Annotated in this window: 18 protein-coding genes; 10 read left to right on the forward strand and 8 right to left on the reverse strand. The window is 72.3% G+C overall.

Going from position 1 to position 17,613, the window contains the following annotated elements:
- Positions 1-88 precede the first annotated feature (88 nt).
- The 5 genes from sodN (at position 89) to AB0A97_RS09220 (ending at position 4,762) form a co-directional block, all read left to right on the forward strand.
- Positions 89-484, forward strand: a complete 396-nt coding sequence (sodN, locus tag AB0A97_RS09200) for a superoxide dismutase, Ni (RefSeq protein WP_361146692.1) — start codon at positions 89-91, stop codon at positions 482-484.
- 182 nt (positions 485-666) lie between these two features.
- Complete coding sequence (locus AB0A97_RS09205; RefSeq protein WP_361146694.1) at positions 667-1,266, forward strand: chemotaxis protein CheB; 600 nt, start codon at positions 667-669, stop codon at positions 1,264-1,266.
- Positions 1,266-3,134, forward strand: a complete 1,869-nt coding sequence (locus tag AB0A97_RS09210) for a CheR family methyltransferase (protein WP_361146697.1) — start codon at positions 1,266-1,268, stop codon at positions 3,132-3,134. The genes AB0A97_RS09205 and AB0A97_RS09210 overlap by 1 nt, the downstream gene beginning before the upstream one ends.
- 27 nt (positions 3,135-3,161) lie before the next feature.
- Positions 3,162-4,019, forward strand: a complete 858-nt coding sequence (locus AB0A97_RS09215; RefSeq protein WP_361146700.1) for a GAF domain-containing protein — start codon at positions 3,162-3,164, stop codon at positions 4,017-4,019.
- 23 nt (positions 4,020-4,042) lie between these two features.
- Positions 4,043-4,762, forward strand: coding sequence for an ANTAR domain-containing protein (locus tag AB0A97_RS09220; protein WP_361146703.1), 720 nt, complete (start codon positions 4,043-4,045; stop codon positions 4,760-4,762).
- Positions 4,763-4,848: 86 nt separating this feature from the next.
- Here the strand turns inward: AB0A97_RS09220 and AB0A97_RS09225 are convergent, their stop codons facing one another.
- Positions 4,849-5,808 carry a LysR family transcriptional regulator gene (locus AB0A97_RS09225; RefSeq protein WP_361146706.1) on the reverse strand — a complete coding sequence of 320 codons (960 nt, stop codon included), beginning with the start codon at positions 5,806-5,808 and terminating at the stop codon, positions 4,849-4,851.
- Between the two features lie 224 nt (positions 5,809-6,032).
- On the opposite strand from AB0A97_RS09225, the gene snpA reads away from it, so the two are divergent.
- On the forward strand, positions 6,033-6,677 hold the full coding sequence (gene snpA / locus AB0A97_RS09230) for a snapalysin (protein ID WP_361146709.1): 645 nt from the start codon (positions 6,033-6,035) through the stop codon (positions 6,675-6,677).
- Positions 6,678-6,856: 179 nt separating this feature from the next.
- Here snpA and AB0A97_RS09235 read toward each other — a convergent pair whose 3' ends face one another.
- The 5 genes from AB0A97_RS09235 to AB0A97_RS09255 form a co-directional block, all read right to left on the reverse strand.
- Positions 6,857-7,402, reverse strand: a complete 546-nt coding sequence (locus tag AB0A97_RS09235; protein ID WP_361146712.1) for a hypothetical protein — start codon at positions 7,400-7,402, stop codon at positions 6,857-6,859.
- Positions 7,403-7,427: 25 nt separating this feature from the next.
- Complete coding sequence (locus tag AB0A97_RS09240; protein WP_361146715.1) at positions 7,428-8,171, reverse strand: GAF and ANTAR domain-containing protein; 744 nt, start codon at positions 8,169-8,171, stop codon at positions 7,428-7,430.
- Positions 8,172-8,336: 165 nt separating this feature from the next.
- Positions 8,337-8,696, reverse strand: a complete 360-nt coding sequence (locus tag AB0A97_RS09245; RefSeq protein WP_361146717.1) for an STAS domain-containing protein — start codon at positions 8,694-8,696, stop codon at positions 8,337-8,339.
- A 233-nt stretch (positions 8,697-8,929) separates the two neighbouring features.
- Positions 8,930-9,304: a fluoride efflux transporter CrcB gene (gene crcB / locus AB0A97_RS09250; RefSeq protein WP_361146720.1), complete on the reverse strand. Its 375-nt coding sequence runs from the start codon at positions 9,302-9,304 to the stop codon at positions 8,930-8,932.
- A complete protein-coding gene (locus AB0A97_RS09255) occupies positions 9,301-9,822 on the reverse strand; it encodes a CrcB family protein (RefSeq protein ID WP_361146723.1) in 522 nt (173 codons plus the stop codon). Before AB0A97_RS09255 ends, crcB begins: the two co-directional genes overlap by 4 nt.
- Before the next feature lie 215 nt (positions 9,823-10,037).
- Between AB0A97_RS09255 and AB0A97_RS09260 the strand changes: the two genes are divergently transcribed.
- The 3 genes from AB0A97_RS09260 (at position 10,038) to AB0A97_RS09270 (ending at position 13,816) form a co-directional block, all read left to right on the forward strand.
- On the forward strand, positions 10,038-10,796 hold the full coding sequence (locus AB0A97_RS09260) for a FadR/GntR family transcriptional regulator (protein ID WP_361146726.1): 759 nt from the start codon (positions 10,038-10,040) through the stop codon (positions 10,794-10,796).
- Positions 10,789-12,090 carry an MFS transporter gene (locus AB0A97_RS09265; protein WP_361146729.1) on the forward strand — a complete coding sequence of 434 codons (1,302 nt, stop codon included), beginning with the start codon at positions 10,789-10,791 and terminating at the stop codon, positions 12,088-12,090. The genes AB0A97_RS09260 and AB0A97_RS09265 overlap by 8 nt, the downstream gene beginning before the upstream one ends.
- A gap of 595 nt (positions 12,091-12,685) precedes the next feature.
- Complete coding sequence (locus AB0A97_RS09270; protein WP_361147367.1) at positions 12,686-13,816, forward strand: magnesium and cobalt transport protein CorA; 1,131 nt, start codon at positions 12,686-12,688, stop codon at positions 13,814-13,816.
- 32 nt (positions 13,817-13,848) lie between these two features.
- On the opposite strand, the gene AB0A97_RS09275 is transcribed toward AB0A97_RS09270, so the two are convergent.
- Positions 13,849-15,252 (reverse strand): FAD-dependent monooxygenase, encoded by a 1,404-nt coding sequence (locus AB0A97_RS09275; protein WP_361146732.1) that lies wholly within the window; start codon positions 15,250-15,252, stop codon positions 13,849-13,851.
- A gap of 75 nt (positions 15,253-15,327) precedes the next feature.
- Between AB0A97_RS09275 and AB0A97_RS09280 the strand changes: the two genes are divergently transcribed.
- Complete coding sequence (locus AB0A97_RS09280; protein ID WP_361146735.1) at positions 15,328-15,912, forward strand: TetR/AcrR family transcriptional regulator; 585 nt, start codon at positions 15,328-15,330, stop codon at positions 15,910-15,912.
- A gap of 33 nt (positions 15,913-15,945) precedes the next feature.
- On the opposite strand, the gene AB0A97_RS09285 is transcribed toward AB0A97_RS09280, so the two are convergent.
- Positions 15,946-17,499 carry an MFS transporter gene (locus tag AB0A97_RS09285; RefSeq protein WP_361146738.1) on the reverse strand — a complete coding sequence of 518 codons (1,554 nt, stop codon included), beginning with the start codon at positions 17,497-17,499 and terminating at the stop codon, positions 15,946-15,948.
- Positions 17,500-17,613 lie beyond the last annotated feature (114 nt).

Consider the following 17,613-nt stretch of genomic DNA (forward strand, 5'->3'; position numbering starts at 1 on the left):
TGCCCTAAGACCCCGAGCCACCCGAGAAAAGCCTTCCCCCGGCGAGTAATCTCGCACCTGAGAAGACGATCACGAGGAAGGACTGAACATGCTTTCCCGCCTGTTCGCCCCCAAGGTGAAGGTCAGCGCCCACTGCGACCTGCCGTGCGGCGTGTACGACCCGGCCCAGGCCCGTATCGAGGCCGAATCGGTCAAGGCCGTCCAGGAGAAGTACCAGGCCAACGAGGACGCGGACTTCCGTACCCGCGCCGTCCTCATCAAGGAGCAGCGCGCGGAGCTGGCCAAGCACCACGTCTCGGTGCTGTGGAGCGACTACTTCAAGCCGCCGCACTTCGAGAAGTACCCGGAGCTGCACCAGCTGGTCAACGACACCCTCAAGGCGCTGAGCGGCGCGAAGGGCTCCAACGACCCGGCGACCGGTCAGAAGGCCCTGGACTACATCGCCCAGATCGACAAGATCTTCTGGGAGACCAAGCAGGGCTGACCCGCCCCGCGCCACGGCGGCCGCGCGTCCCGACCGGGACGCGCGGCCGCTCCGGTACGCACCGCCGCCCCCGGCCTGCCGGGCGCCGTCCGCCGGCGCCCGGCAGGCCGGGGGCGGTTGTTTCCGCACGTCGGCAGCTCCGCGCCCCCGCCGCCGCGCCCGGCTTTCGATAGGCTCGGAACGTGACGACAGACCGCGGCGCAGCGGGCCGCTTCGAGGTCGTGGCCCTCGCGTCGTCCGCGGGCGGCATCAAGGCCCTGACCACGGTCCTCGGCGGCCTCGGGCCGGACCTGCCGGTTCCGGTCCTGGTGGTCCAGCACCTCGACCCCCGGCACCGCACCGTCATCGCCGAGGTGATCGGCCGGCGTACCGCGCTGCGGGTCAAGCTGGCCGAGGACGGCGAGCGGGCCCGGCCCGGCACGGTCTGCATCGCGCCCCCCGACCGGCACCTCCTGGTGGGCCCCGGAGGTACGCTGACGCTCTCCGGGAGCGAACTGGTCCACTTCCTGCGTCCCTCCGCCGACCTGCTCTTCGAGTCGGTCGCCGGGGCCTACGGGGCGCAGGCGATCGCCTGTGTGCTGACCGGGACCGGCAGCGACGGCGCCATGGGGGTGGACGCCGTCAGGTCACGCGGCGGCACGGTGATCGCGGAAGATCCCCTTACCGCCGAGTTCAAGGGAATGCCAGAGGCAGCGGTGAGCACGGGATCGGTGGACTTCGTGCTGCCTCTGGAGGAGATCGCCGCGGTGATCCGCGGTCTTGTCGAGGCCAAGAGGCAGTGATGGGTCACGTTCGGGATGTCGAGACCGACGAGGAGCTGGAGCGGCTGCTCGGCTTCCTGAGGGACGCCCGCGGATTCGACTTCACCGGCTACAAGCGTTCGTCGCTGGGCCGGCGCATCCGCAAGCGGATGGCGGATGTCGAGACCGAGACCTACGCGGACTACCGCGACCGCCTGGAGACGAACGCCGAGGAGTTCAACGCGCTCTTCAACACCATTCTGATCAATGTGACGTCCTTCTTCCGCGACCCGGACGCCTGGACGTTCCTGCAGCGCGAGGTGGTGCCCGAGCTGCTCGCGGACACCGCCGCCGACGAGGAGATCCGGGTCTGGAGCGCGGGCTGCTCCAGCGGCGAGGAGGCGTACTCCCTCGCCATCATGTTCGCCGAGGCGATGGGCGTGGAGGAGGCCCTGAACCGGGTCAAGATCTACGCCACCGACGTGGACGAGGAGGCCCTGCGCGACGCCCGCTCCGGTCTGTACACGGCGAAGGCGCTGGAGCCGCTCTCCCCCGAGCTGCGCGACACCTACTTCGAGCAGAACGGGACCCGCTTCACCTTCCGCACCGACCTGCGCCGCCGGGTCATCTTCGGGCGGCACGACATCACCCGCGACGCCCCGATCTCCCGGCTGGACCTGCTGGTCTGCCGCAACGCCCTGATGTACTTCAACGTCGAGGCGCAACGGCAGATCATCGACCGGTTCCACTTCGCGCTGCGCGAGCGCGGCTTCCTCTTCCTCGGCAAGGCCGAGATGCTGCTCAACGACGCCGAGCGGTTCGAAGTGCTCAGCATGCGCCAGCGCGCCTTCCGGCGGCGCCCCGGGGACGCCGGACCGCCGTACCACTCCGCACCCGCGAAGATCCGGGTCGGGGCGGGCACCGAGAAGCTGACCAACGCGGCCCGCAGCCGGCAGCTACGCGACCTGATCCTGGACGCCAACCCCGCCCCGGCCATCGCGGTCGACGGCGAGGGCACCGCGGTGCTGATCAACGGCCAGGCGCGGGCCCAGTTCGGCCTGAGCTCCAACGACATCGGCCGGCCCTTCCAGGACCTGGAGATCTCCTACCGCCCCGTCGAACTGCGCTCCCTCATCGAGCAGGCCACCCACGAGCGCCGCACCCTGCGGGTCAACGGCGCCGAGCGACGGGTCGGCGAGGAGATCCAGTACTTCGACATCCTCATCCAGCCGCTGACGGGCTCCAACGGGCTGCTGGCCGCCACCAACATCACCTTCACCGACGTCACCGTCGCCACCCAGCTCAAGTCGGAGAACAAGCGGGTCCGCGAGGACCTGGAGACGGCGTACGAGGAACTCCAGTCCACCAACGAGGAGCTGGAGACCACCAACGAAGAGCTCCAGTCGAGCATCGAGGAACTGGAGACCACCAACGAGGAACTCCAGTCGGGCAACGAAGAGCTGGAGACCACCAACGAAGAACTCCAGTCGGGCAACGAGGAACTGGAGACGATGAACGAGGAGATGCGTACCCGCACCGAGGAGCTGGACGAGGCCCGTGCCTTCCTCGAAGGGGTCGTCACCTCCATCGCAGCGGGCGTGGTCGTCCTCGACAAGGAGCTGAGGGTCAAGAGCTGGAACCGCGGCGCGGTGGACATGTGGGGGCTGCGCCCGGACGAGGTGATCGACGAACCGTTCTTCGCGCTGGACTTCGGCCTGCCCACCGAGACGCTGCTCCCGGCCGTGGAGAAGTGCCTGGAGTCCGGCAAGCGGACGGCGCCCTCGCGGGTCTCGGCCGTCAACCGGATCGGACGGCCCATCACCTGCAACGTGCTCTGTTCCCCGTTCGACCGGCACAACGGCGGAGTCGTCCTGCTGCTGGAAGCGGACCGCGGCGACAACGGCGACTGAGCGCCACCATGGGCGTACGCTGAGAACATGGTTCGGGGCCAACGCAGGGACGTCCAGGCACAGCTTGCGCGTCGCCGTGCGGCCAGGGCACGCCAGCGCGCCGAACACGCCGTCGCGTGCGCCGAACAACAGGAGATCTTGGCGGCCTCGGCCGACGGAGGCCTCCATCTCCATCTCGCGAACGCCTACCGGCGGTCGGCGGAGTGCCACCTGTCCTCGGCCCGCATCCAGGACGCCTACGCCGAACGTCTGTCCGCATGGGGCGGGGACGAGACCAGCCGCCCGCGCTTCATGACCGGCGTCGCGGAAGCGTGCGGGACGGCCAGCGTGGCGCTCACCCTGACGGGCCCCGACCACGGCCAGCTCTCCGTCGCCTCGTCGGACGAGCCTTCCCGGGCCGCGCAGGACCTGGAATTCGTGCTCGGCGAAGGGCCGGCGCACGACGCCTCGGTGGGCGGCTGCCTGATCTCGGCGGCCGGCCGGGCCATCGAGAGCCGCTGGCCCGCGTACGGTCCCGCGCTGACCTCCCTGGGCATCCACGAGGTGCTCACCGCTCCGCTGCGTACCGAAGGAAGCTGTATCGGCGCGCTCGCGGCCTTCGACCCCGGCGACGGCCCGGTCGCCGCCGAGACGCTCACGGTGATCGCCGACGCACTGACCCGTACGGTGCTCCTCGGTCCCGACGCCGACCCCGAGCTGTACGAGGACGCCGACCACCGGGACTGTGTCCAGCAGGCCGCCGGAATACTCTCCGTCCAGGCCGGCCGCCGGGTGCAGGACGCGCTCGCCATGATCAAAGCACGCGCCTTCGCCGACGGGCAGCCGCCGGACGCCATCGCCGTACAGATCCTGCGCGGCACGCTGAAACTCGCCCAGGGCAGCTGAACGCACCGAGGGGATCTCCACCCATGACCACAGCTCCGCACCATCTCGCCTCCGTCTTCGTGGAGCTGGCGGGCGGCGGAGGGCAGGGGCCGCCCGGCGTCCCCGCGCTGCTGGACCGGCTCACCGACCGCAGCAAGGAACTGCTCGCGGTCCGGGCGACCGCCGTGACCTTCTCTCCCCGAGCCTGCTCCGCCCCCCGGGTGGCGGCCTCCGACGCCGACGTACGCCGCCTCGAAACGGACGCGGTCGCCTGGGGCGAAGGCCCCGGCCCCGCCTGCTGCCGCACCGGCCGGGCGCTCGGCGGCACGGCCCTGAGCGGGGCGGTGGCCCGGCAGCGCTGGCCGCGCTACGCGCCCCGCGCGCTCGCCCTGGGCTGCACCCACGCCGCCGCCCTGCCGATACGGGGTCACACCGGACCGGTCGGCGCCCTGGTCCTGCTCGCCACCCGCCGGACCGAGCTGACCGGTGACCTGATGGTGCTGGGCCAGCCGCTCGCGGACTTCGCCGCCGTGACGCTGCTGCGCGAGCACGAGGTGGAGGCGAGCCGTACCCTCGCCGCCCAACTGGAGCACGCCCTGAGCACCCGCCTCGTCATCGAACAGGCCAAGGGAGCGCTCACCGCACGCCACAACCTCTCCCCCGACGCCGCCTTCACCGTCCTGCGCGGCTACGCCCGCTCCCACCGGCGGCTGCTGACCGACGTCGCCCGCGAGGTGGTCGAGGGCCGGCTCGACCCGAAGTGACGCCACGCGTGGTCGCGGCGGGCGAAGCCGCCTGACCGGAGGTCACGCGCGGCGCGCACGGCCGCACGGCCGGGTCCCGCCCCGCCTCACGTCCCGATCGGCAACGGCCCGTCGTGCCGTACGAGCCACTCGCGGTACGCCGTGCTCTCCCAGGCCACCTCCATGTACGAGGCGGTAAGGTCGGCGAAGAGGGCGTCGGCGGGGGCGGCCGGGGCGGCGCCGGGGCGGTGGGCCATGAAGAGCCGGACGGCCAGCGGGTCGCCGCGCAGCGGGCGGATGGCCATGCCGTGCCGGGGCCGGGACGTCGGCTGGCAGGGGGCGACCACCTCGCCCGCCGCGACCAGGTCGGCCGCCGTGAGGTAGTCCCCGTGCACCACCCGGGGGTCCAGCCCCGCGGCCGCGAAGACCCGGCGCAGCCCCGTCCACTCACCGTCCACCGACGGGTCGACCATCCACTGGTCACCGGCCAGCTCGGCCAGTTCGACCACCGGGTGGCGGGCCGCCGGGTGGTCGGCCGCCAGGGCGACGAACTGCGGCTCCCGGGCGATCAGTTCCCGCTCGACGAGGCCGTCCGGCCGGCGCAGCGGCGCGCCCTCCACCTCGTGCACGAAGGCGACGTCGAGCTGCCCCATCGCCACCATCTGCAACAGCGCGTTGGCGGACACGTCGATACGGATGGCGGTGTCCGTGTCGGGCAGCCTGGCCCGCAGCCGTCGCAGCCAGCCCGCCACCGCCCGGCTGCTGGTGCTGCCGATGCACAGCCGTGCGCCGTCGGCCCGCAGGGAGGCGGAGGCGATCTCGTCGACCAGCGCCCGCATGTCGGCCACTATCGGCCGGGCCCGGCTCAGCACCGAGTGCCCCAGCGGCGTCGGCCGGCTGCCGGTCCGCTCGCGGAAGAACAACTGGCCGCCCAGGGCGTTCTCGATGCGGCGGAGCTGGGTCGTCAGGGAAGGCTGGGTCATGCCCAGTTGTCGCGCGGCCTTGCGTACGCTGCCCGCGTCGGCGATCGCGCACAGCGCACGAAGGTGCCTCACTTCGAGCTCCACGACCGGAGCATAACGACGTTTGCGCACGTCACACCAGACTCTTCGGACACGCTCGGGCCGGCTTCCCCTCGGGGTATCCCCTGGTGCTATCGCCACCTGCCATCTCCGCGCCCCGGGATCTTCTCGAACAGACTCTCCGCCACCAAGAGTTCCTCCGCAGGGCCCCGGCCGCCGCCCCACACGGCGACCGTACGGCCCCACGGACGATAAGGAGTCCCCCCACCATGAGATCTCCCAAGACGGCACTGTCGGCAACCCTCGGCCTGGGCCTCGTCGCCACGCTGGCCGCCGCGGTCCCCGCGACGGCGGCCTCCGCCTCCTCCGCACTCCAGACCCACCGGGTCACCGCCGCGTACGCCGGTTCGGCCGCCGAGCAGGCCGACACCAAGGCGTTCTTCCAGGCCGTCATGGAGTCGGTCAAGGCCAAGCAGGCGGCCCACCCGAACCTCAAGGTCGTCACCGTCACCTACGACGCGAGCGCGGCCCCCACGTTCAAGAGCCAGATAGCCCGGAGCGCCCAGATCTGGAACGGCGCGGTGCAGAACGTGAAGCTGCAGGAAGGCAGCGGCGGCGACTTCCAGTACCGCGAGGGTGACGACGCGCGCGGCTCCTACGCCAGCACCGACGGCCACGGCAAGGGCTTCGTCTTCCTGGACTACAAGCAGAACAAGGAGTACGACTCGACCCGCGTGACCACGCACGAGACCGGCCACGTGCTGGGTCTGCCGGACCACTACGAGGGCCCGTGCAGCGAGCTGATGTCCGGCGGCGGCCCCGGCCCGTCCTGCACGAACTCGCAGCCGGACCAGACCGAGCGGGCCAAGGTCGACCAGCTCTGGGCCAACGGACTCAAGGGCGTACGTCCCTGACGGGCCTCTCCCCGGCGGGTCCGGCACGGCGTGACAACGCCACGGATCCGGGACACCACGGCGCGCGGGCGCCGCGGTCCGACAACGTCTACGCGCGCGGCGGGCTCCTCGGAGCCCTGCCGCGCGCGTACGCGTTCCGCGCCGCGCGCCCGGCCCTGGTCGTACCGTTGCGCCGTTCCTCAGTGCGCCAGCTCCCGGCTCCACGCCTCCAGTTCCGGCTCTCCGTCCTCGGACCGGCGCAGCCGGCCCGTGGGCTGCCACCCCCACGCCCGTACCGCGGAGCGCGCCGCGCCGTTCGCCGTCTCGACGAGGGTGACGACCGCCGTGGCGTTGCTGCGGATCAGCAGGGTCTCCTGGAGCCGGGTGGCGACGTGGCCGCGCCGGTGCGCGGGCAGCACCATCAGCTCGGCGACGACGAACACCCGGCCCGAGGCGGTCAGTTCCTCCAGCTCACGCGGTACCTGCCCGTTGAACCCCTGCCACCACCGGCCGTCCCGCTCGGCGGGGAATCCATAGGCGCAGCCGACCAGTGCCGGGCCGCTGGCGATCACCATCTCGAAGCCGGGACGCTGGACGTGCTCCGCGAACCGCTGCAGAAAGGCCCCCCGTCCGCGGAACTCCTCGCCCGAGGGGCCGCGGTACGCCTCGACGTACAGGTCGGCGACGGCCTCGCGTTGTGCCTCGGCCTGCCACCTGCTCAGGCGCCGCAAGAAGACTTCTGCCATCCGGTCCTCCACAGGATCCAGGAAATCACCTTCGGTTGAGGAAGTACTCCATGACGAGGCCGCTGTCGAGCGTGCCGTCGACGACCTGGCGGGCCAGGTCCGGCAGCCGCCGGCGGTGGGCGCGGGCATAGGCGCGGAAGACCGTGAACGCCTCGTCCACGCTCGTCGTCCAGCGTTCGGCGAGCATGCCCTTGGCCTGTTCGATGACGACGCGGGAGCTGAGCGCGTGCCGCAGCTGTGTCCGCTCGGCGTGGCTGCGTTCCAGGATCTCGCGCTGTACGGCGGCGACGGCCAGCAGGTCGGCCAGGGAGCGGGCGAAAGCGCCGGTCTGCTCGCCGAGCGGTGCGGCGGTCCCGGAGAAGAGCGCCAGGACGCCGACGGTCCGCGAGCGCAGGCGCATCGGCAGGGCGTGTGCCGTCACATGGCCCCGCTCCCGCGCGAGGGCGGTGAAGTGCGGCCAGCGTGCGGCGGTGCGCGGGTCGGTCAGGGCGATGTCCGTCTCGGCGGTGCCGCTGCGGTAGCAGTCGGCGTACGGGTCGCAGGCTTCCTGCGGCCCGTCCGGTCCCAGCAGGCGGGCGGTGTCTCCGTACTCGGCGACCGCCCGAAGCCGGTGGTGCGCGTCGGCGAGGAGGACGACGGCCGCGGTGGCGCCGAGCAGGCCGGCGCAGTCCGCGGACAGGCAGCGCAGCAGCTCCGCGCAGTCGACGTCGCCGAGGAGTCCTTCGGGTAAGTCCGCCCGCGATTGGGGCAGGGGTTCTTCACGGGCCATGGCAACCATCCCTTTCCACCGTCGTCCGGTCGTGGCCCGTGTCCATCGTCTCTCGGATCGAAGCCGCACGGCTACTATGCCTCCGGCAAGCCTCCGGCGGGAGACCGTCTGCACCGTGATCCCCGGGTCCGGCGGCCGGAACCCGGCGGGGGTCGGACACCCGGTCTACGGCGAGCAGTTCGCGAGCTGGTCGCGGCGCGCGTCCCGTACGCTCGCGTAGCGGGGGAAGCGGCCGGTCAGCCGGGTCGCCCTGAGCAGGATGGCGATACCGCGGTGGGCGTGCACGACGCGCAGCCAGCCGCCTTGCTCGACGGCCCAGTTCTGCGCGGCGCACAGCTCCCGCAGCGCGGAGCAGTCCATGAAGGTCACCGCGCCGAGATCGACGATCACCCGGGGCGGACCGACGGCGCGACTGTGCCCACACCGCAGCAGGGCGCGCAGGCGCGGGGCGGTCATGAGGTCCAACTCCCCTTCGGGCCGCACGACGTTGATCTTGTTGACACGGATCCGGTGGTGAAGGTCCATAGCGATACCGCCCCTGAATTCAAACATGCCGCACTGACTGTCCTTCGTGCGAACCGGGGTCCGGGGCACCGCGGCCATCAGCGTATTCCGGCTGGGCGTCGGGCGGCGGTGAAGAAAGGTTCCGTTCGAAACTCGACCTCATTCGTTCACTCGCACGGGGGCCGCATCGCACGGGCGCGCCCACCCGTCCCGTACGGTCACCCCTGTACCGCTCCGGGCCCGCTCGGCCCCGTTCAGACCCACAGCGCTTCGGCGAGGGCCACACCGGCGAACACCGCGGCGAGACCGGCGGCCACACTCGCCGCCGCGTTCGCAGCGGCACGCCACCGCGCTCCGTCGGCGGCCAGCCGCAGCGTCTCGTACGAGAAGGTCGAGTACGTCGTCAGCGCTCCGCACAGACCGGTCCCGAGCAGGAGGTGCAGGGACGAGGGAGCGGCGCCCGCCGCCACCGCACCGGTGACCAGACCCAGCACCAGCGAACCCACGACATTGACCGTGAACGTCCCCCAGGGGAAGGCCGTGCCGAGCCGGGACTGCACGAAGCGGTCCGTCAGGAAGCGCAGCGGTGCGCCGGCCATCCCGCCGGCCACCACGAGCAGCCAGTTCACCGCGCACCTCCGCGCCGGGCCAGTGCGTACCGGGTGCCCGCGTGCGCGGCCCACACGGCCGCCAGCGCGGCGAGCAGGGTGGCCGCCAGGTAGGCCAGGCCGAGGGCGAGCCGTCCGGTGTCCGTCAGGTGCCGGATGTCCGCGGTGTACGTGGAGAAGGTCGTGAACCCGCCGAGGACACCGGTGCCGAGGAACGGGCGCAGCAGCGGGTGGGGTGCCCCCCGTTCGCCGATCAGTGCCATCAGGACGCCCATCAGCGCGCAGCCGACGACATTGACCAGGAAGACCGTCACGGGGAACGTCCCGGGGGCGGTGGGCCACAGCAGCGTGGCTCCGTACCGGAGGACCGCGCCGATGCCGCCGCCGAGCGCGACCGCGCCGACGGCGGGCCACTGCCCCTGCCAGGGCGGCTGCGCACGGGAGGGGGCCGACTGCGCTCCGGAGGACTCGGCGGTGCGCGGTGCGGCCGGGCGGGCCGTGGCGGCGGCCGTCGCCGGGCGGGGGGCTCCGGTGGTCATACGTCTCCTACTCGCGCGGTGCGTGCGTACTGCGTTCCGCTCTGCAAGCAGGGACCGTTGGCGGCCTCGGCAGGCCGCGGTTCGGGTCCGGCGGGCCCCACCGCCGTGCCGTGATCGCGGGATCTCCGGCGGTCCCAGGCTAACCCCGGCTGTTTGACACCGCCAAACATGGGATGTTCCTATCACCGGTGGAATCGAGAGGGAGGACGGCGTCCATGCCGCTGCGCAGCACCGCCCGCACCAGCCTGGTGGACCTGGTCATCGAGCAGATGGAACAGCTCATCACCGACGGCGAGTGGCAGGTCGGCGGGAAGATCCCCGCGGAACCCGTCCTCGTCGAGACGCTCGACGTGGGCCGCAACACCGTCCGCGAGGCGGTCCGCGCCCTCGTGCACACCGGGATGCTGGAACCGAGACAGGGCGACGGGACGTACGTACGGGCCAACAGCGACTTCGGCGCGGCCGTACAGCGCCGGCTGCGCCGGGCCGCCGACCTGGAGGCGTACGAGGTCCGGGCGTCCCTGGAGCGCGACGCGGCCCGCTACGCGGCGCTGCGCCGCACCGACGACGACCTCGCGGCGCTGCGGGCCGCCCTCGCCGAGCGCGACCGCGCCTGGGAGAACAGCGACGTCACCGCGTTCATCGACGCGGACATGCGCTTCCACCGGACCGTCGCGGCCGCAGCGCACAACAGTGTCCTCGCGGAGCTGTACGAGCACTTCAGCGACGCCCTGCGCGCCACGCTCCAGGCGGTCATCGGCAGGCCGCTGCCCGATTCCGTCCGGCACCAGTTCGACGCGCACACCGCCATCGTCGACGCCATCGAGGCGCGAGACCCGGACGCCGCCGAGCAGGCCGCGCTGGCCCACCTGACCGAGGCCATGGACGCGCTGCGCGCCACCCGGCCCGACGACGAGGCTCCGGCGGCCCCCCGAGCACGCGAAGCAAGCCCAGGAGAAGAAGACCATGCATGACCACGGACCGGCCGCCACCCTGAGCGCCCCCGGCACCGGCGGCGCCGCGCGGCCGGACACACCCACTGACGCACCTACCGGGGAGGCCTCCCCGCCCGCCCCGGCGCCGGGTGCCACCGGGCGCCGCGCCCTCTACCTGGGCGCCGGCGTCATCCTCCTCGCGCTCAACCTGCGTCCCGCCCTCGTCGCCGTGTCCCCGCTGGCCGGCACCATCCGCGACGAGAGCGGCATGTCGGCCGCGGCCACCAGCCTGCTGACCGCGCTGCCGTTGCTCTGCTTCGGCCTGCTCGCCCCGATCGCGCCGCGGCTCGGCCGCCGCTTCGGCATGGAACGCTCGCTGCTCGGCACCATGGCGCTGATCTGCGCGGGTACGGCGCTGCGACTGCTGGACTCGGTGGTGGCGCTGTTCGCCGGGACGATCGTCATCGGCGCGGGCATAGCCGTCGCCAACGTCCTGCTGCCGGGCCTGATCAAGCGCGACTTCGCGGCCAGGTCCGGACTGATGACCGGGCTGTACTCGATGTCGCTGTTCGGCGGCGCGGCCCTGGCGGCCGGTGTCACCGTGCCGGTGCAGCGCGCGGCCGGGCTCAGTTGGCAGGCCACGCTGGCGTGCTGGGGCTCGCTGGCGGTCATCGCGCTGGTGGTGTGGCTGCCGCAGACCCGCAGTCGTACGCGGATTTCCGCCTCCGCCGCCCGTGAGGCGGCCCACCCCGTGCGCGGTCTGTGGCGCTCCCCGCTGGCCTGGCAGGTCACCGCGTACATGGGCCTCCAGTCGCTCAGCTACTACGCGGCGGCCGCCTGGCTGCCGACCATGCTCACCGACGCCGGGATGAGCGCGGGCGACGCGGGCTGGATGCTGTCGTTCTCCTCGCTGCTGGGCATCGTGGGCTCCTTCCTCGCCCCGGTGATCGTCGGCCGTCGCCTGCCGGCCGGTGCGCTGGCCACGGTCGGCGCGGTGCTCTGCGCGGCCGGTTTCGCCGGGATGCTGGCCGCGCCGGCCGGCGGCGCGTACGTGTGGATGACGCTGCTGGGCCTCGGCCAGGGCGCGGCGATCAGCCTGGCCCTGCTGTTCATCGTCCAGCGCGCCCCGGACATCCGGCACACCGCGCAGTTGTCCAGCATGGCCCAGTGCTTCGGCTACATCCTGGCGGCCACCGGGCCCGCGGTGCTGGGCGCCGTGCACGACGCCTCGGGCGGCTGGACGGTGCCGGTGGTCGTGCTGCTCGTCCTGCTCGTCCCGCAGGTCGTCATGGGCCTCGGCGCCGCGCGTCCGCGGCACGTCGCCGGACGCTGACCCCGGCACGTCGGCGGGGGCCGGCCCCGGCACGCCGCCGGACGCCAGCCCCGGCACGCCGCCGGACGCCAGCCCCGGCACGTCGCCGGGCGCCGCCGCGGCCGTCGCCGGGTCCCGGCCCGGGCCGCGGCCCGGGCCCACCCCGCCGGCCCCGGTACGTCCGGCCGTCCCCGGTACACCCGGCTGATCCTGGTACGTCCGAGCCGATCCCGGTACGCCCGGGCCACCCTCGGAGTCCACCCAGTCGATCCGGGTACGTCCGGGCCGTCCTCGGAGTCCACCCAGCCGATCCGGGGCCCCCGGCCGATCCTGGTACGCCAGGGCCGACCCGGTACGTCCGGGCCGTCCCCGGCACGTCCGGGGGCCAGCCCGGCATCCCCGGAGGCCGACCCGGCATCCCCGGAGGCCGACCCGGCATCCCCGGAGGCCGCCCCGGCATCCCCGGAGGCCGCCCCGGTACGTCCCCCGGTACGTCCGGGGGCCGACCCGGTGCGGACGCGCCGGAGTGGGCCGGCCCGTACGGGCGGGAGGGATGTGGAGCCGCCGACACGCCTCCCGCCCCGCCGTACGGCCGGTCCATACTGGTGCGGTGTCGGTGATCAGCAACCTTCGTAAAGCGGTCCGGCTGCCGCAGCAGCAGCGCCGTGGTGTCGACCTCAGCCACCCCGCCCGGTCACCGCTGGGCACTGCCGTGGTGAACTGCGCCGTCTACGAGCACGGGGTCCGGCAGCCCGGCGACCACCCGGCCGACGACGCCCTCCGGCGGGTCCGCGACTCCGGCGACGGCTTCGTGTGGATCGGACTGCACGAGCCGTCGGAGAAGGAGTTCGCCGGCATCGCCGAACTGTTCGGGCTGCACCCGCTGGCCGTCGAGGACGCGGTGCACGCCCATCAGCGGCCGAAGCTGGAACGCTACGACAACGCGCTGTTCACGGTGTTCAAGACGGTCTGTTACGTGGACCACGACCGGCTCACCGAGTCCAGCGAGGTGGTGGACACCGGCGAGATCATGGTCTTCACCGGCGCCGACTTCGTCATCACGGTCCGGCACGGCGGCCACGGCTCGCTGGGCCCGCTGCGCGAACAACTGGAGGCGGACCCGGAGCAACTGGCCGTCGGCCCCTCGGCGGTGCTGCACGCCATCGCGGACCTGGTCGTGGACGACTATCTGGACGTCACCGCCGCCGTGCAGGACGACATCGACGACGTCGAGAGCGAGGTCTTCGCCGCGAGCCCGCGCCGTAGCGGCAGTGAGGAACGGCGCGGCGGCACCAAGGGCTCCGGCACCGGCGCGGGCCGGATCTACCAGCTCAAGCGGGAACTCCTGGAGCTGAAACGGGCGGTGGCGCCCCTGGCCCGCCCACTCCAGGCCCTGGCCACCCAGCCGATGGCCCTGGTGGACCCGCACATCACCACGTACTTCCGCGACGTGTCGGACCACCTGGAGCGGGTCACCGAGCAGATCAACGCCTTCGACGAACTGCTCAACTCCATACTCCAGGCGCACCTCGCGCAGATCACCGTGGCGCAGAACGAGGACATGCGGCGTATCAGCGCCTGGGTGGCGATCCTCGCCGTCCCGACCATGGTGTGCGGCATCTACGGCATGAACTTTGAGCACATGCCGGAGAAACACTGGACCTTCGGCTACCCCCTGGTCATGGCCGTCACGCTCACGCTCTGCTTCCTCATCCACCGGGGCTTCAAGCGGAACGGGTGGCTGTAGGGCCTGGCACCTCCTCTCATGACACGGACCTCTCAGGCCAGATAGCCGTCCGGGCGGACCAGGAAGGTGTCGCCGGACGCCGCCGCATAACCCGCGAAGGCGTGGCCCTCGGCATCGACGACATACCGTCCGCGGCCGGGACGCCCGTCGCCGGGTATCTCGCCGCCGGGCTCCTCGCCGGGTCGCAGCACAGCGTAGGCATGCTCCTCGTCCGGGGCGGGCGCGCCGAAGACCAGCCGGGTGAAGTGCGGGCCGCGGAAGAGGTCGAAGAGGCGGACGTGTTTGCCGTCCGCGTCGAGCAGCGGGGCGTCCGGGGCGCGGTCGCCGGTGACGAGGGCACCGGTGGCGTCCGGGGCCCGGTAGGTGATGTCGAGGCCGAAGTTCTCCTCGCCGCGCTTGTGGGCGTCGGCGCTGCCCGCGACGTACTTCTCCAGCAGGCCGGTGCTGACGCCGAGGACACGGGCCGCGACGGCCCGCCGCTCGGTCTCGTAGCTGTCCAGCGCGGTCTCCGCGGCCAGCTTCCAGCCCAGGTTGTAGGCGTCCTGCACGCCGGTGTTCAGGCCCTGTCCGCCGGTCGGCGGGTGGACGTGCGCGGCGTCGCCGGCCAGGAAGACGCGCCCGGCCCTGTACCGCTCGGCCAGCCGTACGTTCGGCCGCCACACCGTCGACCAGCCGTGTCCGGTCAGACGCACACCGGCCGAGAACCGGTCGAGGGCGGCCTGCATCGTCTCCAGAGAGGCGTCGTCGCCCTCGCCCAGGGGGGAGATGAACTGGAACCGCCCGGTGCCGGGCAGCGGGGTCAGCGCGACACCGAACACCGGGTTGTCCGGCCCGGCGAACCAGTGGCCGACCGCCGGGTCGAGACCGGGCGCGGACACGTCGCCCACCAGCACCCGGAAGGTCTCGTCGGTGGTGCCGGGAAAGTCCACGCCGATCGCCTTGCGGACAAAACTGGCGCCGCCGTCGGCGCCGACGAGGTAGTCGAACCGGGCCTCCTCACCCGTGGCGAGCCGCGCGGTCACCCCGTCCGCGTCCTGCTCCAGGCCGACCAGCGCGGTGCCCAGCTCGACCCGTACGCCGAACTCCAGCAGCCGCGCCCGCAGGATCTCCTCGGTCTGCGACTGCCCCAGCACCCACCCGTTCGGATACGGCACCCCGGGCAGGGGCTCGCGCAATTCGGCCATCCAGTGCTCGCCCACGTACCGGCCGTCGACGTGCACACGGAGCGGCCCGGGCGGCGCACCGGCGGCCCGTACGGCGTCCAGCACGCCCAGATCGTCGAAGACCTCCAGCGTGCGCGGCTGGAGGCCGTCGCCGCGCGAGCCGTCGAAGTACGCGGTCGCCTTGTCGACGACCCGCACTCCGACGCCGCGCCGGGCCAGTTCGATCCCCAGGGTCAGCCCGGTCGGGCCGCCGCCCACCACAAGCACTCGCATGATGAATCCCCATTCGCTGAATGTGTATTCATCGTGAGGCTGCTAGCGTGCGATGTCAAGAGAGCTGGAGGAGACGTGAAGCGCGCGGAGCAGGCGGTCGAGACGAGGGCGGCGCTGATCGAGGCGGCCAAGCGCCTGTTCGCCGACCGCGGCTACCTGAACACCAAGATCACTGACATCACGACGGAGGCCGGCCGGGCCGCGGGCTCCTTCTACCGCCACTTCACGAGCAAGGAAGACCTGCTCAGGGCGCTGCTGGACGAACTGTCCGCGGCGAACGACGCCTACGCCGCGACCGATCAGCACAAGTCGGACTTCACCGACCCGGAAGCGATCCGCTACCACGTGGCCAGTTACTGGCGCGTGCACCAGGAGCATGCGGCGACCATGGTCGCGCTCCGCCAGGCAGCGCTCGTCAGTGAGGACTTCACCCGCACCTTCGACCAGTTCCGCCGCGCCCAGCTCGACGACCTGGCCGACCACCTGGAACACGTACAGAACCTGCCGGCCTCCCCCGAGACCACCCTGCTGATGATGAGCGCGATGCTGGACGCGCCCGCGCAACCGTGGCCCGGGATGACCGAGGAGGAGGCCATCGAGGCGACCACCCGGTTCCTCTACCGGGCCCTGAACGGCAGGGATTACCCGCCGGAGGCGTAGACGCCCCGCGACGGACGGCCCGACCGGCCCGTGTCAGCGGGTCAGGACCCGTTCCACTGCTCCGTTCTCCCGCGGCTCTCCGCTCGTTCGCGGCCCGTCGCCCCTCCCCGCCGTACGCGGCTTCCCCGGCATCAGGAACAGCAGCAGGAAGACGACCGCCAAGCCGGCCGCCACCCACCACAGCGAGGTGACCGTCGCGTCGACGACCGTCGCCCTCGGGTCCCGCCCGGCCGCTCCGTCGAGGACGCCGAAGAAGGCCACCGACGACAGGCCGAGGCCGAACGCCATGCCCAGTTGGCTCGTGGTGTTGAAGACCCCGGACGCCGATCCGGAGTGTTCCGGCGGTACCTCCGAAAGGGCCGCGTCGGTGATCGGGGCGACGATCAGGCCCATGCCACCGCCCATCAGCAGCAGGGCGGGCACCATCTGCCAGGACGTCAAGTCCGTGCCGTACCGCGTGGCTTCGGCGATGTAGAGCAGCACACCGGAGAGCATGATCAGCGCTCCGGCCTGCATCACCTTGCGCCCGAACCGGGGCACCAGCTTCTGTACGGAGACACCGGCCGCCGCCGAGCAGGCGACCGAGAACGGCACCCCGGTCAGCCCGGCGCGCAGCGGGCTCCAGCCCAGGCCGAGCTGCATGCACAGGGTCCAGACGAGGAAGAACAGGCCCGAGAGCGCCCCGAAGGTGAGCTGCACACCGGCGCCCGCGACGAACGTCCGGAGCTTGAAGAGGGAGAGTTCGACGAGCGGTGAGCCGTCCTTGCGGGCCTTGGCGCGCTCGTACCGTACGAAGGCGGCGAAGACGAGCGGGCTCGCGGCCATCGACACGAACCCCCGGGCGGGCCAGCCCGTCTCGCGGCCCTGGGTGAGCGGGTGGAGCACCATCAGGAGGGCGAGCGCGACGAGGACCATGCCGCCGAGGTCCAGGCGCAGCGCCTTGGGAGCGCGCGACTCGGCGATGAAACGGCGCCCGAGGACGATGCCGGCGATGCCGACCGGGAGGTTGATCAGGAAGATCGGGCGCCACTGGAGACCGAGGATGTCCCACTGCGTCAGCAGCGCGCCGATCAGCGGACCGCAGACCGCGCCCAGCCCTATGACGGCGCCGAACATGCCGAAGACCTTGCCGCGTTCGTGTGCGGGGAAGGTGACGTGGATGATCGCCAGCACCTGCGGCACCATCAGCGCGGCCATCGCGCCCTGAAGGACGCGGGCGGCGATCAGCAGCCCCGGGTCGGCGGCGATGCCGCACAGCGCGGAGGCGACGGTGAACCCGCCCATACCTAGCAGGAAGAGCCGCCGACGACCGTGGATGTCGCCGAGCCGGCCGCCGGTGATCAGGCCGACGGCGAAGGCCAGCGCATAGCCGGCGGTGATCCACTGGACGGCACCGAACGAGGCGCCGGTGTCCCGCTGGATGCTGGGCACGGCGATGTTGACGATGGTCGTGTCCACCAGGTCCATGAAGGCGGCGGTCAGCACGACGGCGAGCGCGAACCAGCGTCTGCGGCCGGTCGCGTCGGCTGCACCGGTCGCGTCGGCCGGGTCGGACGCGCCGGGGGTGGTCGTGGGCGGGGTGGGCATGGCGGTGACTCCTGGGATGCTTCAGGACGGGAGCGGCAGGTCCGGGCTTCACAGGCTCCGGCACTCCGCGAAGAGCCCCGGCTCCGGGGCTCGGGGACAGATCTCGACCCTACG

The sequence above is a fragment of the Streptomyces sp. NPDC045470 genome (genome assembly GCF_040646595.1).
Classification (GTDB): Bacteria; Actinomycetota; Actinomycetes; order Streptomycetales; family Streptomycetaceae; genus Streptomyces.

Excerpts from the sequence above, each read along its gene's own strand:
- sodN (WP_361146692.1), top strand. The coding sequence starts at position 89 with ATGCTTTCCCGCCTGTTCGCCCCCAAGGTGAAGGTCAGCGCCCACTGC.
- AB0A97_RS09210 (WP_361146697.1), top strand. The coding sequence starts at position 1,266 with ATGGGTCACGTTCGGGATGTCGAGACCGACGAGGAGCTGGAGCGGCTG.
- AB0A97_RS09215 (WP_361146700.1), top strand. The coding sequence starts at position 3,162 with ATGGTTCGGGGCCAACGCAGGGACGTCCAGGCACAGCTTGCGCGTCGC.
- AB0A97_RS09220 (WP_361146703.1), top strand. The coding sequence starts at position 4,043 with ATGACCACAGCTCCGCACCATCTCGCCTCCGTCTTCGTGGAGCTGGCG.
- snpA (WP_361146709.1), top strand. The coding sequence starts at position 6,033 with ATGAGATCTCCCAAGACGGCACTGTCGGCAACCCTCGGCCTGGGCCTC.
- AB0A97_RS09235 (WP_361146712.1), bottom strand. The coding sequence starts at position 7,402 with ATGGCAGAAGTCTTCTTGCGGCGCCTGAGCAGGTGGCAGGCCGAGGCA.
- AB0A97_RS09240 (WP_361146715.1), bottom strand. The coding sequence starts at position 8,171 with ATGGCCCGTGAAGAACCCCTGCCCCAATCGCGGGCGGACTTACCCGAA.
- AB0A97_RS09245 (WP_361146717.1), bottom strand. The coding sequence starts at position 8,696 with ATGGACCTTCACCACCGGATCCGTGTCAACAAGATCAACGTCGTGCGG.
- AB0A97_RS09255 (WP_361146723.1), bottom strand. The coding sequence starts at position 9,822 with ATGACCACCGGAGCCCCCCGCCCGGCGACGGCCGCCGCCACGGCCCGC.
- AB0A97_RS09260 (WP_361146726.1), top strand. The coding sequence starts at position 10,038 with ATGCCGCTGCGCAGCACCGCCCGCACCAGCCTGGTGGACCTGGTCATC.
- AB0A97_RS09265 (WP_361146729.1), top strand. The coding sequence starts at position 10,789 with ATGCATGACCACGGACCGGCCGCCACCCTGAGCGCCCCCGGCACCGGC.
- AB0A97_RS09275 (WP_361146732.1), bottom strand. The coding sequence starts at position 15,252 with ATGCGAGTGCTTGTGGTGGGCGGCGGCCCGACCGGGCTGACCCTGGGG.
- AB0A97_RS09285 (WP_361146738.1), bottom strand. The coding sequence starts at position 17,499 with ATGCCCACCCCGCCCACGACCACCCCCGGCGCGTCCGACCCGGCCGAC.